This window comes from Methanocella sp. (genome assembly GCF_035506375.1).
Classification (GTDB): domain Archaea; phylum Halobacteriota; class Methanocellia; order Methanocellales; family Methanocellaceae; genus Methanocella.
The window spans coordinates 1-13,028 of the sequence record NZ_DATJPM010000080.1 but is presented as its reverse complement, the minus strand read 5'-3'; the positions used below and the strand labels follow the sequence as shown (position 1 = coordinate 13,028).

The window sequence follows — 13,028 nt, the reverse complement described above, 5'->3', positions numbered from 1 at the left end:
GGCACGAACCACACTAATGTGGATGCTTTCGCGTCAAAACACCAAACAACATCCCAAAAGCACGAACATCACAAAATTAACTTGAAACACTAGAGAAAGCATTAATTTCATGCCGTCCTCGTGTTTCAATCCTTTAGTGTTTTAGTGCCATTCGGGAGGTTGTTTCGTGTTTTAAGCGCCAGGCATGGACCTTAGTGATTTTAGTGCCCTTACGTGGGATATAAAAATAATTCGTGCTTTCGTGTTGAAAAACCGACGGGCAGTACGAAAGTGGAAAACAGGGCAGAGGACCACTAAACAAACACGGAACCACTGGGTTTTATAAAGCGCCTCGAACCGTCTTCGCAGGCCTATAAAGATAACTTTGAGAACTTCGTGGCAGAAACAGTCTTAGAGCAGTCTTATCCCTTTTCGAGGGCCTTGGCAGGGCTGGCTTTCCGGTTATTCTTGCAGCACAGGTTGGCCACGCATAACAGTTCCGTGAGCAGCTCGTGCTCCTTCACGGCGATCTCTTCGACCACCGTGGCGGCCTCGGTGATGGAGGCGCAGCCGCAGGGCACGTCCCTGAGGATCTTCGCCGCCTGGGACCACATGCGCCCGGCACTGTGGTAGCCGCCTGCGATGCCTTCAAGCTCTTTTACGCCCGTCAGGCCCCGGGCGTACTCCAGGAACTCGGCGTACATGTGGCGGTAGAGGCCGCCGCCCGTGCCGTTCGCCTCGATGGAGCTGTAGGCGGCGTTGCAGGCGATCTCCAGGTCCCGCTTATTCAGGTCGGTCTTCCACTGGTGGATGCAGCTCGCCAGAAAATAGATGCCACCGATGCCCACGTTCCGCGCGTCGGAGTTGAGCATCTCCACGGCGTTCATCCCTATGGCGCCCATTACACGGTCGCCGTCCAGAGAAAGGCTCTCAGGGAACGTGAAGTCGAACCAGAGATTCTTCGGGGGGAACGGCTTGTGGAGCGACGCCCTCGCGTCGATCAACCGCGAGACCGGCAGCTCGATGAGCCCGTCCGCGACGTGATCCGCCACGTAGACGGTGTCGGACGCCTCGTCCAGGCCGGCGACCACGATGTTGTACGCGCCGCAGTGATGGCGGGAGCGCCGGTACTCGAGGTAGTAGATGTCCGCCCTCATCATTACCGGCTTATAGTCGTCGAGCATCGCCTTCATGACGTTGTAAGCCCGCTTCGGGCTGGTCGAGGTGTTAATTTTTAAGCCGACGCCCAGGTTCCGGCAGGCCCGCCGGTCCAGCTCGAGAGGCTTGATCCGCCCGCCGACGACCGGGTGCCGAATGTTGCGGCCCTTCCAGTAATAAAAGCCCAGACCTTCGCCGATGCCGAAGAACGCGGACTCCGGGAGCGCGTGGCCCGAGTATCCGAACACGTCCCTCAGGGCCGTGGTGTCGCAGTGCATGCCGCGCCGGTGAACGAAATTGTCCAGGACCTTTTTCATCAGCAGGTAAGAAGGCTATTCAAAAATTAAAGTTTGGTATGTCCCGGATGCGCTTTTTCACTACAGCAAGGGCTTATTGTGCGGCCGCCGTTTCATCGCGATAATGTTATATATGAGATGGTTCCAAAGAATCGTGAAAGTCGCTGTGGAGGACCCAATTTGTACACACCGATCGCGATACACAAGAATGAGCTCGTCGTCATTGACAGCATGGATACGTTCTCAAGGTACTTCTGCCTGGCGAAAAAGCAAAAGATGACGCCGCTGGTGACGGACGAGATCGTGGCGACGCCGGAAGAGCTCGAGGAAGAGAGAGTCGCGGGCGAGTTCGAGGAAGAGGAACACGCCGCGAGCAGCGACGGCGGGTCGTCGGACGCCGACGAGGACGACATATAAAAGATCAGAGCTTTTTTAGCTCTTCCGCTTTTTCCATCTTATACATGTAGGAGACGAGGATCGCCCCTCCCAGTATTATGGCCGAGGCCAGCACGATGAGGCCGAGGGCGATATAGTACTGGTGAAGGTACGAGGCCGCGATGGCGCACAGCGCTATCAAAAAGGCCAGCGCGATATAGGCGACCTTTGCGTCCTGCGCCTTCATTGTCCCACCTTCAGGATACGCACGGCCAGGTGCGCGGCGTTGTCGCCGTTATCGATGCCCACGCAGGCCACGGGAACGCCCTTGGGCATCTGCACGATAGACAGTAACGCGTCCAGGCCCCCGAGCTTGGCTGAAACGGGGACGCCGATGACCGGCCTGCTCGTCTTCGACGCGATGACGCCCGGGAGCGCGGCCGCGAGGCCGGCGATGGCGATAAAGACTCTGGCATCCGTCTTTTTTACGAACGTATCCAGCTCGTCCGGGTTACGGTGAGCGGATAAGACCTGGAGCTCAAAAGAGACATTGTTCTTTGTTAATACCTCGATCGCCTTATCGGCGATGGCGCGGTCCGAGGCGGACCCGAGGATGACTGCCACATCTACCATGAGGGGCTTATATGTTGGCAGGGTATTCTTTAAACTTTTTATAAGTCAGGAGAATGTCCATGGAGCCGAGCGCCAGTTCCTCGATGCGCTGGAGAAATTTCTCGTAGTCGGACTTTTTGAGCAGCACGAGCTCGTGAAGGACTTCAGACGTTATTTTGGTCATCATTTCCACCCACAAAGTGCTAAGATAGCAACAGCAATATCCTGGACATGGTTTAAAAACCTTGTCCTTAAGTTCAATAAATGTGAAAATAACGTAAAAGCAGGCAGAATTAAAATAATTGTTATTTTATAAATTTGTTCATGGGTACGAGGAGAAGCCAGCAACTACGAAAACTGGGGCCGGAAATCGACCCCCTGAAGATCTCCATGGACTGGACCATGGAGGATTTAGAAAAACCGCAGGTCATGGTCGACGACGTCTGGGGCGACGCCCTGCCGGGCAGCTATCATCTTTTACGCTTATCGGAAATGGTCTGCCGGGGCGTATACGCCGCGGGCGGCAAGCCGTCGAACTTCCACGTCACCGACATGTGCGACGGCATCGCCCAGGGCACCGAGGGCATGGACTACTCGCTGCTATCGCGGGAAATCATTTGCGACATGATCGAGATCCACTGGAAGACCCAGCCCCTGGACGCGATCGTTCTTTTATCGAGCTGCGACAAGGGCGTCCCCGCGCAGCTCAAGGCCATGGCCAGGCTGCACGATGTCCCGGCCATACACGTGCCGGGAGGCACCATGATGGAGGGCCCGCGGATGTTCACCCTCGAGAGGGTTGGCACCATCTATGCGGAGCTGCGGAAGAACGAGATATCGAAGGACGACTACCAGTTCCTCCAGCGGAGTGCCTGCCCGACGGTGGGGTGCTGCTCGTTCATGGGCACGGCCAACACCATGCAGGCCATGTCCGAGACGCTGGGCCTGGCCATGCCCACGTCGGCTTCCATGCCCGCCTTCATGAACGATATCCGGCAGAATGCCGAGGCCTGCGGGCGGCGGGCCGTAAAGATGCTGGACGAGGGCCTCACGACCCGGGACATCCTCAAGCCCGAGGCCTTCGAGAACGCCATCATGGTGCACGCGGCCCTGGGCGGCTCCCTGAACGCGCTCCTGCACATGCCGACGATAGCCCGGGAGGCGGGCATAAAAATGAAGCCAGAGCTCTGGGACGAGCTGAACCGGGGCATCCCGTTCCTGCTGAACGTCAGGCCCAGCGGCACCTACCCCGCGATCTTTTACTGGTACGCAGGAGGAGTGCAGGGCGTCATCCGGGAGATCAGGGACCATCTGCATCTGGACGCCATGACCGTCACGGGCCGGACGCTCGGCGATAACCTGAAAGAGCTGGAGAGGCGGGGCTACTTCGACCGGGTAAGACAATACCTGATCAACTATCGCATGGACGCGGAGGACATCATCGCGCCGGCCTCGAAGCCGAGGGGCGAGGGGGCGCTGGCCATCCTGAGCGGCAACCTGGCGCCCGGGCACGCCGTCGTCAAGTATTCGGCCGTGCCCAAGGAGATGTTCAGGCACATGGGCCCCGCCTTGGTGTATGATAATGACCGGGACACGTTCGACGACATCGTGGGCGGTAAGATAAAGAAGGGCTCGGTGATCGTGATCCGGTACGTGGGCCCTAAAGGCTGTGGCATGCCCGAGATGTTCTACCCCACGGAGGCGCTGGCGTCGAGCCCGGAGCTGAGCCGCACTACGGCGCTCGTGACGGACGGGCGCTTTTCCGGCGCGAGCCGCGGCCCGTGCATCGGCTACGTGTCCCCGGAAGCCATGGAAGGCGGGCCCATCGCGGTCGTGGAAAAAGACGACCTCATCGAGATCGACATCCCGGGCAGGAGGCTCGACCTGGTGGGAACAAGGGGCAAAAAAGAGGGCGCGGAAGCGATGGATGCGGTCATCAAGGAAAGGCTGTCGAAGTGGAAGAAGCCGCCGGAGAAGTATGGTGGGGTCCTGGGGCTTTATACGCGGCTGGCCACATCGGCCATGGAGGGCGGGTACATGGATTATGGTATATGCCCGGTGAGATGACCATGAGCGCCGGACGGGCAGAATATCGATACTACCGGGCGCCGGGCATCCTGGAGAGGGCGGCCCGTGCCCTGCTGAATAACTTCGTCGTGGAAGCCGTGCTGGTGCTCCTCATCACGCTCTTCTACATCGGCGCGAGCGGCGTCGACCACGTCCTGGGCACCCGGCTCCGCCGGACGTTCGTCGGGATGATGCATGCAGTCTCCCGGGACCGGCTGAACTTCATTCGGAAGGCCCGGATGCGGCACGTTTTCAAGAAGGAGTACGGCATGAAAAAGCTGAAAATAAAGCTGGCCGGAGGCTCGTACTGGCTCTCCATACCCTGCATCGTCCGGGGCATCGACAAGAAAACGCATACCGAAGTCAAGTACCTGGCGAAGATCATGAACGAGCGTAGCGCCGTCAAGCACCGGTACATGACGCTGATGCGGAAGATGGGCGTCATCGCCGAGGGCGTGGACCTCCGGTTCGACGAGTACCACTGCGGCCGGGAGATGGGCGAGTACGAGAAGCGCTGCCTGGAAAGGCTGAGAGATGCTTCCGTGAACGCCCCGAAGGTCTACGGCTTGCACAATCTGGGCGCCGATGATTACATGCTCGTCATGCAGTTCATCGAGGGGACGCCGCTCTCGAAAGTCACCATTAACGACGAGATCATGGACCGGCTGTTCATTATTCTAAGGAAGATGCGGGAGAACGGCATCTTCCACGGGGACGTGAAGATGGATAACTTCATGCTCTCGGGCAGCGCGGTCTACGTGTTCGACTGCCTCAAGATCGACCGCAGCGGCGCGGAAGAGGCCGCGGCCTTCGACCTGGCGTGCCTGCTCTGCGCTTTAGCGGACCGGGCGCCGGCGGAAGCGGTGCTGGCCCGGGCGAGGCAGTACTACTCGGCATCCGACCTCGAAAGGGCGGCGGGCATGATCGACATGGCGCTCTACAAGAGCGACCTGGAACTGAGCGAGGACAGGATAAAAAAGCTGAAGCAGAACATTACCGCCTAGACTCGGAGGTCACGGCCACATATACGTTATCGGTGGTCCGCGTGACCTCGGCGAATACCGTCGAGCCGACTGGCCTGTCCGTCAGGACGCCGATGACGCAGCCCCGGTCGACGGCGAGCATCTCGCCGAACACCCGGCCCGGAGCCACGAGCTCAAGCCTGAGACGCTCTCCCTTCTTGAAGGCCTTCGGAAGCGCGGGGGCCTTGTGGATGTTGAAGTCGGCGGGCGTCAGCTTAAGCCGCAGTCCGTACTGGCTTTCGTATTCCTCGAGGCGCCTGAAGAATTCCGCGAACTTCATGGGCTTGCCTTTGACCTTTTTGCCGAACTGGTACCGGACGTAGTTCTGGATGCCGAAGCCCGGCCATCGCTTGCCGGCGCCGATCTCCAGGCCGAACTCGATTAATTTAGGAATGTCCTCGTCGTTGAATCCCGGCACCCACACCGGCGCCAGGAGCAGGTCGATCTGGCTGGCTGCGATAGCCCTTGCGACGTCCTTGACGTGCTCCACGTCGTATAAATTGGTGCCGGCCAGCACGCGAGACCGGCGGCTGTCCAGCGACGATATTGACAGGTTAATGCGGTCGAGCAGTCCCTCCCACTCCGTTATTTTTTCCGCGCCGAGGAGCATGCCGTTTGTCTGCGCCGATATGACCTTCACCTGCGGCACCTTCCGCAGCTTTTCCAGCAGCTCCGTCATGTACGGGTATATGAACGGCTCGCCCTGGCCGTCGATGTGCGCCTCCACGTCATCGCCTTTGAGCGCGGCCAGCTTCGCGAACTCCTCCACCAGGTAGTCCGTATCGACGATGAAATCGGCCTTCCGGCTCTTGCTCACGCCCTCGTCGACGCTGCAGAAGATACAGTTCAGGTTGCAGCCGGACACGGGCCGGACCTGTATCAGGTTCGTGCCCCGGTCGATCAAACCGAAAGCCGTGTGGCCGATTAATGGTAATCCCGATTCCTTCGTCACATAGACGAGCTCCCGCTTCGTGTGGTGGTGCCTTAAGATTTTAGGCTCCTGCATGGACACGATCTCTTCGTCCGAGTATTTTCTTTTTAGCTGAGAGTAAAAATTTTTAGGGATACGCACTTCGATGGTGCCGCGTATCACGAACACCTTATCGTTGTCCTCGTCGTAGACCTCTGAAAAGACCGCCATCGATAGACCATGCGGCCTCAAGACAGAAAAACATTTTCTCGCATAAACAATGATATAGGATGACGTTAGAAGTATTTGCGTCGCAGAGGCGTATCGGATGAAGAACAATGAGGACATACTGCGCAGGGGCAGGCTTTCTGCCGCCAAGAGCGAGGAGATCAACGCGTTCACTTCGTCCCTCCAGGCGGACCGGTGGATATTCCCCTCGGACATCATGGTCGATGAGGCCCACACGGCCATGCTTGCGAAGCAGGGGGTCATCGTCAAAAAGGATGCCGCCGCCATACTGAAGGCGCTGGGCAAGATCGAGAAGGCGGGGGTCGACGCTATTGATATTCAGGCGTTCGAGGACGTCCACATGGCCATCGAGTCGAACCTCATCAGGTCCGCCGGCGAGGACGTCGGCGGGCGCATGCACTCCGGGCGCTCCCGGAACGACGAGGTCATCACCTGCGTCCGCATATCCGCGCGAAAAGAGCTCCTGGGCCTCATGGCCGATCTTTTAGAGTTACGAAAGGCCCTCGTTTCGCTGGCCACCGGCAACGTAGCCACGGTCATGCCGGGCTTCACGCACCTCCAGCATGCGCAGCCGACCACGCTGGCGCATCAACTAATGGCACATGCCTCCGCCTTCGACAGGGACTTCGAAAGGCTTATCGACGCGTATAGGTTCATCAACATCAACCCCCTGGGCAGCGCCGCGTTCGCCTCCACGGGCTACCCGCTGGACAGGGAATACACGACAAAGCTGCTCGGCTTCGACCGGCCAATGGATAACTCCATGGACGGCGTTTCCTCAAGGGACTTCATTCTAACCACGATCAGCGCCATCGCCATTTTAGAGACGGATCTAAGCCGGCTGGCGGACGAGCTTGTCCTGTGGGGCACCCCCGAGTTCGGGTTCGTGGAGCTGGATGACGCGTACGCCTCCACGAGCAGCATCATGCCCCAGAAGAAGAACCCGGACATCCTCGAATTAATAAGGGGCCGCACGGGCACGGTCATCGGCCACATGGTCGCGGCGTTCACCATCGTAAAGGGGCTGCCATACAGCTATAATAGCGACCTGCAGGAAGTCACCCCGCAGCTATTACGCTCATTCGAGATCAGCCGCTCCTCCGTGCGCATCATGGCCGGAGCGGTGAGCACGCTTAAAATTAATAAGAAAGAGATGGCCCGGAAGAGCACAATGGGCTTTACTACGGCGACGGAGATCGCCGACACTATCGTGCGCTCCACGGGGCTGCCGTTCAGGACGGCCCACGGCATCGTAGGCCGGCTGGCCCGCGGCGACGGTAACCCATCCCTGCAGGACGTCGACCAGGCCTCGATGGACATGATCGGGAAGAAGCTGAGCACGATGGGGCTGACCGAGAAAGCGCTTGAAGAGGCAAAGGACCCCATGAAGAACGTGCAGCGCCGCAGCGTCCTCGGGGGCCCTGCGAAGGAGACCGTCACTAAAAAGATCGCCGCGGAAAAAGAGCGCCTGAAGACAGACGAAAAGGCGGCTTCGGACCTGGGTAAAAAGCAGGAGAAGGCTCAGGGCGAGCTGGCGAAAGCCGTGGAAGCGATCATTAAGGGGTAATATCATGGCTGAATACGCAGAGGGCGACCTCGTAAAGGTCGTCAAGGACGGAAGAGAATACAACGGCATCGTAATGCCCTCTCGTAGCGACAAGATCGTGCTGAAGCTGAAGAGCGGCTACAACGTGGGCCTGTCCCTGGACGGGGCCGACGTGACCCTCGCGGAACGCTCCCAGCAGCCACCGAAGCCCGCGAGGAAAACGCATCCCCGCAACCCGGGGCTGCCTAACATATCCATCTTATCCACGGGCGGCACCATCGCCAGCCGTGTCGATTATCGCACGGGCGCCGTGTCGAGCCAGTTCACGGCGGACGATATATTAGACGCCATACCCGAGCTCACGGACATGGCGAACTTCAACGGCCACGTGCTGAGCATGATCTTCAGCGAGGACATGGACGCCCCAGTATGGCAGAACCTCGCCCGGGCCTGCCACGAGGAAATAAGGAACGGCGCGGATGGGATAATAGTCACGCACGGGACGGACACGCTGAGCTACACGGCCGCGGCCCTCTCGTTCATGGTCCGGTCGCCCGTCCCCATCGTGCTCGTCGGAGCACAGCGGTCCTCGGACCGGCCCTCGAGCGACAACGCAATGAACATGATCTGCGCCGCGGCGGTAGCCACGTCCGACATTGCCGGGGTGACGGTCGTCATGCACGGCGAGACGTCGGACGACTTTTGCTATGTTCACCGGGGCACCAAGGTCCGGAAGCTCCATACGTCCATGAGGACGGCGTTCCAGAGCGTGAACGTGCCGCCCATCGCAAGAGTGGACTACGCCACCAGGAATATCACGCCCATAACGGGCTACCCGAAGCGCGGCGAGCAGGAACTTGCGCTAATGGATAAAATGGAGACGAAGTGCGCCCTCGTCAAGTTCTACCCGGGCATGTCCCCGGAGATTATCGACTATTATCGTGAGAAGGGATACCGGGGCATCGTTCTGGAAGGCACCGGGCTCGGCCACGTGAGCACTGCCTGGATTTCGACCCTCAAAAAGGCTATAGATGCGGGCATGGCCGTCGTGATGACGTCCCAGTGCATCAACGGCCGTATCTGCGACCGAGTCTACTCCACGGGCATCGACCTGCTGAACGCGGGCGTCATCGAGGGCGAGGACATGCTGCCCGAAACGGTGCTGGTGAAGCTCATGTGGGCCCTGGGCAGGGCGAAGGATGCCGATGAATTGAAAGATATCATGCATAAGGACTATGCGGGCGAGATCCACTGGAGGTCCACCTTATGAGCCTCGACTATGCAAAGCTGGGCCTGAAGGCCGGCCTGGAGATTCACCAGCAACTGGCCACCGCGCATAAGCTGTATTGTTGCTGCCCCCCCATGGACAGGGACGTGAAGGAGTCGAACTTCGAGTTTTTCAGGTACCTGAGGGCGAGAGAGAGCGAGCTGGGCGAGGTTGACCGGGCAGCCGCGGAGCAGGCCATGGCCCGGAAAAAGTTCCTGTATAAGGCCTACGACACCACGTGCCTCATCGAGAACGACGAGGAGCCGCCCCGGCCGCTGAACAAGGAGGCGCTGGACGTTGCCCTCAAGGCCTCGCTGATGCTGAACATGAGGCCCGTGGACGAGGTCTTCACCATGCGAAAGATCGTGGTGGACGGCTCGAACACGACCGGCTTCCAGAGGACGTGCTTCGTGGCCTCGGGCGGGTACCTGGAGACCGCCTCGGGCCGGGTCGGGGTAGACACGCTCTGCCTGGAGGAGGACGCCGCCTCGAAAGTGGAGGCGAAGGCCGATACCATTACCTATTCGCTGGACAGGCTGGGCATACCGCTCGTCGAGATCGCTACGGCCCCGGATATTCACACGCCGGCGCAGGCCCGGGAAGTGGCCCTGTACATCGGCACGTTGCTGAGGTCGCTGCCCGAGGTCAAGCGGGGCCTGGGCACCATACGGCAGGACGTGAACGTCTCCATCGCAAGAGGCGCCAGGGTCGAGATCAAGGGCGTTCAAACACTAGATCTGGTAGAGCAGGCCGTCGAAAGCGAGGCGCTGAGGCAGGTCAGCCTGCTCGATATCAGGGACGAGCTGCTCGCCCGCGAAGCCAGCGTCGACGGTGAAATATTCGACATCACCGACGCCCTGGCGGACACGGCCTCGAAGGTCGTTAAGAAGGCGCTGTCCTCTGGAGGGATCGCTCTTGCCGTCAGGCTTTCTGGATTCCGTGGCCTGGTCGGCAGGGAGATACAGCCAGGCCGCCGCCTCGGGTCGGAGCTCTCGGACCGCGCCAAGAGGGCCGCCGGCGTGGGAGGCATCTTCCACATCGACGAGCTCCCGAACTACGGCATAACGCAGGCCGAAACAGACGCCATCGCCCGAAAGCTCTCGCTTGGCCCGCAGGACGCTTTCGTCATGGTGGCCGACACGAAGGAGAAGTCGATGCGCGCCATGGACGCCGTTAAGATTAGGGCCTCGGAGGCGCTGAAGGGCATACCTGAGGAGACCAGGGGAGCCCTGCCTACCGGAAGCACGGAATACATGAGGCCGCTCCCAGGCAGGGCCCGCATGTACCCGGAGACGGACGTGCCCCCGGTAGATGTCACTCCCTACCACATCGAGAAGCTCGGGAATGAGCTGCCCGAGACGCTGCCGGAAAAGAAGGCCCGGCTCATTAAGGATTACGGCCTCAACGATGAGCTGGCCGGCGGCATCGCCTATTCGGCCCAGGGCTACGGGTTCGAGGACGTCGCAAAGGCGTGCGGCAACCCGACGCTCGTGGCCCGCACCATGCTGGGCACGACTGTGGAGCTCAGGCGCGATGGCGTACCCGTTGAAAACCTCACTGAAGACCATTACATGCAGCTCTTCAGGTACGTATCCGAGGGACGTATCGCCAAGGAGGCCATACCGCAGGTGCTCGCCGAAATGGCCCGCGGCGTGAGCATCGACGAGGCCCTGGGAAGGCTGGGGCTGGGCGGCGTCGGCGAGGAAGACATCCGCAGGACAATCAAGGAAATAGTCCAATCAAGAAAAGACTTCGTCAAGGAAAAAGGCGAGGCATCCCAGGGCGGCCTCATGGGCCCCGTCATGGCAAAGCTCCGGGGCAAAGCGGATGGCAAGCTCATCAGTAAAATTCTTCGGGAAGAGATACAGGTGGAGCTTAAGAAATAGGCTCTCTCTTTTTTATTTGTACGGGACGAAGATTTCCCTGTAGCTTTTTATCCCGAACAGGTCCTTTGCCCACAACAGTATAATTGCCGAGAGCAGCGATATGGCGATTATGGCCAGCGCGCCCAGCGTAAACGTCGAGTTCGAAAAGCCCCGGCTGATAAGGGCCAGGGCCGGCATGAACACGCCGGCCGCCGAGAGCAGGAGCGTATAGAGCCAGCCATTATACGTCAGGGTAAAGAGCTTTAAGGCCAGGTAAACGCCCAGGCCGAAGTACGCCAGGACGATGAGCATCATGAGAAGGGACCTATAATGCGAGATGACCAGAAAGCCAAACCCGGCGACGATGGCGAGCAGCGCGAACGCGATGAGCTTCAGTGAATAGGCCTTCATATGGCCCCGCCTGACGCCTAAGTCGGGCTTACGCTCCGGTAATCGTCCCGGCACGACGGCCTTATCGAGCTCTTTGGTAATATCGTTAAGATCCATAGCCTATGAACATAATCAAGAGGATTCGATAAGAAGTTTGCGATTAAAAGAGTGCCGGGCCCATGGCCCGGCAAAAGGGTTTACCGGCCCTTCCTTCGGACAAGCATCGCGGCTATTATTACCGAGGCGAGGGCGAGGGGCAGGGCGAACCCGGGCAGCCTGGTCATCGTCCCGGCGGGCGTGGGGCCCGCGGGCGGAGTGGGCGTGGGCGTATCCATGACATACCTGGAATAATTGATAGTGCTCCCGGCTGTCGGAGACGGGATCGGCGTCGCAGCCAGGGTGGGCGCAGGCGTCGCTATGAGGGTAGCTGCAGTGCCCTGGCCGGAGGAGGCTGGTTTTGCGGTCGGCGCCACCGTGGGCGTTACTGTCGGCGATGCAGTAGGCGATGCAGTAGGCGATGCAGTAGGCGTCGGCGAAGCCGTCGGAGAGGGCGTGACAGTCGGCGAAGCCGTGGGGGTGGGAGTTGGAGTGGGTGTAGGCGTGGCCGTAGCGACCGGCATTGTGATATCGAGGTTGATTGTCGTCATGCCATAGCTCGTATCAAAGGAATCCGACGATTTCGAATAGCCGTGATACGAGGCGGTGACATGCGTGGTGATGCCGGCGGGCACCAGGAGGTAGTAAAAGCCGTTAGCCGTCGAGGTCGTGCTCTTGCCCGTGTACGCATCAGACACAGTTATATTGGCTGACCCCACGCCGTTGATCGAAACGGTGCCGGTGATGACGCAGCCATCGCTTGCCGCAGATAAAGCCGGCAGGACGGCCGGCCACAAGGTAAAAATGAGCATTAATGCGACGCATAAGCATATGCCTATAATTCGATTCACAATATATCACCCAAATATTTAACCGGATTATGCTATACTAGTATTTGTTTGGAATATAATCCGTTAATTTATATGTTAAACGCCGTGAATAAAAATATAAAGCTTATTTTTTATGTTATTAGCATCGCAGTGGTTATAGAAAGAGCGGATATGCCAGTTATGATCGTAAAGTAAAATGTTATTAGAAGAGTGTTAAATTGGCGTGTGTCTTGGTGGGTGGTTGGCGGCGTTCCGGTTTTCCCGGGGACTCGCGTACCTCAGTACTGGCTGGAACGTGGGCGGGCTTAACTTCCGGGTTCGGTATGGGACCGGGTGTGCCCCGCCGCTTTGGCCGCCAAAACCACC

Annotated in this window: 13 protein-coding genes and 1 rRNA gene; 6 read left to right on the top strand and 8 right to left on the bottom strand. The window is 59.1% G+C overall.

Annotation, left to right across the window (positions count from 1 at the left end):
- Nucleotides 1-401: 401 nt before the first annotated feature.
- The gene (locus VMC84_RS10885) at nt 402-1,454 is read right to left on the bottom strand and encodes a BtrH N-terminal domain-containing protein (protein ID WP_325380532.1); all 1,053 of its coding nucleotides are present in this window, start codon (nt 1,452-1,454) and stop codon (nt 402-404) included.
- A 159-nt stretch (nt 1,455-1,613) separates the two neighbouring features.
- On the opposite strand from VMC84_RS10885, the gene VMC84_RS10880 reads away from it, so the two are divergent.
- Complete coding sequence (locus VMC84_RS10880) at nt 1,614-1,850, top strand: hypothetical protein (RefSeq protein ID WP_325380530.1); 237 nt, start codon at nt 1,614-1,616, stop codon at nt 1,848-1,850.
- A 4-nt stretch (nt 1,851-1,854) separates the two neighbouring features.
- Here the strand turns inward: VMC84_RS10880 and VMC84_RS10875 are convergent, their stop codons facing one another.
- From VMC84_RS10875 to VMC84_RS10865, 3 genes are read right to left on the bottom strand one after another with little or no spacing between them, the layout of a single operon-like run.
- Nucleotides 1,855-2,055 (bottom strand): hypothetical protein, encoded by a 201-nt coding sequence (locus VMC84_RS10875; RefSeq protein WP_325380528.1) that lies wholly within the window; start codon nt 2,053-2,055, stop codon nt 1,855-1,857.
- Nucleotides 2,052-2,441: a 5-(carboxyamino)imidazole ribonucleotide mutase gene (purE, locus tag VMC84_RS10870; RefSeq protein ID WP_325380526.1), complete on the bottom strand. Its 390-nt coding sequence runs from the start codon at nt 2,439-2,441 to the stop codon at nt 2,052-2,054. The genes VMC84_RS10875 and purE overlap by 4 nt, the downstream gene beginning before the upstream one ends.
- Before the next feature lie 7 nt (nt 2,442-2,448).
- Nucleotides 2,449-2,607 carry a hypothetical protein gene (locus VMC84_RS10865; RefSeq protein ID WP_325380524.1) on the bottom strand — a complete coding sequence of 53 codons (159 nt, stop codon included), beginning with the start codon at nt 2,605-2,607 and terminating at the stop codon, nt 2,449-2,451.
- Between the two features lie 137 nt (nt 2,608-2,744).
- Between VMC84_RS10865 and ilvD the strand changes: the two genes are divergently transcribed.
- Complete coding sequence (gene ilvD / locus VMC84_RS10860; RefSeq protein ID WP_325380522.1) at nt 2,745-4,487, top strand: dihydroxy-acid dehydratase; 1,743 nt, start codon at nt 2,745-2,747, stop codon at nt 4,485-4,487.
- Between the two features lie 2 nt (nt 4,488-4,489).
- On the top strand, nt 4,490-5,491 hold the full coding sequence (locus VMC84_RS10855) for an RIO1 family regulatory kinase/ATPase (protein ID WP_325380520.1): 1,002 nt from the start codon (nt 4,490-4,492) through the stop codon (nt 5,489-5,491).
- Here VMC84_RS10855 and VMC84_RS10850 read toward each other — a convergent pair.
- The gene (locus VMC84_RS10850) at nt 5,481-6,650 is read right to left on the bottom strand and encodes a radical SAM protein (RefSeq protein WP_325380518.1); all 1,170 of its coding nucleotides are present in this window, start codon (nt 6,648-6,650) and stop codon (nt 5,481-5,483) included. The genes VMC84_RS10855 and VMC84_RS10850 overlap by 11 nt on opposite strands.
- Before the next feature lie 97 nt (nt 6,651-6,747).
- Between VMC84_RS10850 and argH the strand changes: the two genes are divergently transcribed.
- Genes argH through gatE form a run of 3 tightly spaced genes read left to right on the top strand, consistent with a single transcriptional unit; the run spans nt 6,748 to nt 11,367 of the window.
- Complete coding sequence (argH, locus tag VMC84_RS10845) at nt 6,748-8,235, top strand: argininosuccinate lyase (RefSeq protein ID WP_325380516.1); 1,488 nt, start codon at nt 6,748-6,750, stop codon at nt 8,233-8,235.
- A gap of 4 nt (nt 8,236-8,239) precedes the next feature.
- The gene (gatD, locus tag VMC84_RS10840) at nt 8,240-9,484 is read left to right on the top strand and encodes a Glu-tRNA(Gln) amidotransferase subunit GatD (protein ID WP_325380514.1); all 1,245 of its coding nucleotides are present in this window, start codon (nt 8,240-8,242) and stop codon (nt 9,482-9,484) included.
- Complete coding sequence (gene gatE / locus VMC84_RS10835; RefSeq protein ID WP_325380512.1) at nt 9,481-11,367, top strand: Glu-tRNA(Gln) amidotransferase subunit GatE; 1,887 nt, start codon at nt 9,481-9,483, stop codon at nt 11,365-11,367. The genes gatD and gatE overlap by 4 nt, the downstream gene beginning before the upstream one ends.
- A gap of 12 nt (nt 11,368-11,379) precedes the next feature.
- Here the strand turns inward: gatE and VMC84_RS10830 are convergent, their stop codons facing one another.
- The 3 genes from VMC84_RS10830 to rrf form a co-directional block, all read right to left on the bottom strand.
- Nucleotides 11,380-11,853 carry a hypothetical protein gene (locus tag VMC84_RS10830; RefSeq protein WP_325380510.1) on the bottom strand — a complete coding sequence of 158 codons (474 nt, stop codon included), beginning with the start codon at nt 11,851-11,853 and terminating at the stop codon, nt 11,380-11,382.
- 80 nt (nt 11,854-11,933) lie between these two features.
- Nucleotides 11,934-12,644 (bottom strand): hypothetical protein, encoded by a 711-nt coding sequence (locus tag VMC84_RS10825; RefSeq protein ID WP_325380508.1) that lies wholly within the window; start codon nt 12,642-12,644, stop codon nt 11,934-11,936.
- A gap of 257 nt (nt 12,645-12,901) precedes the next feature.
- Nucleotides 12,902-13,022, bottom strand: a 5S ribosomal RNA gene (gene rrf, locus VMC84_RS10820).
- Between the last annotated feature and the right edge of the window lie 6 nt (nt 13,023-13,028).

Bases quoted from the DNA above. Each gene is read 5' to 3' on its own strand.
- ilvD (WP_325380522.1), top strand. From the start codon at position 2,745: ATGGGTACGAGGAGAAGCCAGCAACTACGAAAACTGGGGCCGGAAATC.
- VMC84_RS10855 (WP_325380520.1), top strand. From the start codon at position 4,490: ATGAGCGCCGGACGGGCAGAATATCGATACTACCGGGCGCCGGGCATC.
- purE (WP_325380526.1), bottom strand. From the start codon at position 2,441: ATGGTAGATGTGGCAGTCATCCTCGGGTCCGCCTCGGACCGCGCCATC.
- VMC84_RS10885 (WP_325380532.1), bottom strand. From the start codon at position 1,454: ATGAAAAAGGTCCTGGACAATTTCGTTCACCGGCGCGGCATGCACTGC.
- VMC84_RS10875 (WP_325380528.1), bottom strand. From the start codon at position 2,055: ATGAAGGCGCAGGACGCAAAGGTCGCCTATATCGCGCTGGCCTTTTTG.
- argH (WP_325380516.1), top strand. From the start codon at position 6,748: ATGAAGAACAATGAGGACATACTGCGCAGGGGCAGGCTTTCTGCCGCC.
- VMC84_RS10825 (WP_325380508.1), bottom strand. From the start codon at position 12,644: ATGCTCATTTTTACCTTGTGGCCGGCCGTCCTGCCGGCTTTATCTGCG.
- gatE (WP_325380512.1), top strand. From the start codon at position 9,481: ATGAGCCTCGACTATGCAAAGCTGGGCCTGAAGGCCGGCCTGGAGATT.
- gatD (WP_325380514.1), top strand. From the start codon at position 8,240: ATGGCTGAATACGCAGAGGGCGACCTCGTAAAGGTCGTCAAGGACGGA.
- VMC84_RS10850 (WP_325380518.1), bottom strand. From the start codon at position 6,650: ATGGCGGTCTTTTCAGAGGTCTACGACGAGGACAACGATAAGGTGTTC.
- VMC84_RS10865 (WP_325380524.1), bottom strand. From the start codon at position 2,607: ATGATGACCAAAATAACGTCTGAAGTCCTTCACGAGCTCGTGCTGCTC.
- VMC84_RS10830 (WP_325380510.1), bottom strand. From the start codon at position 11,853: ATGGATCTTAACGATATTACCAAAGAGCTCGATAAGGCCGTCGTGCCG.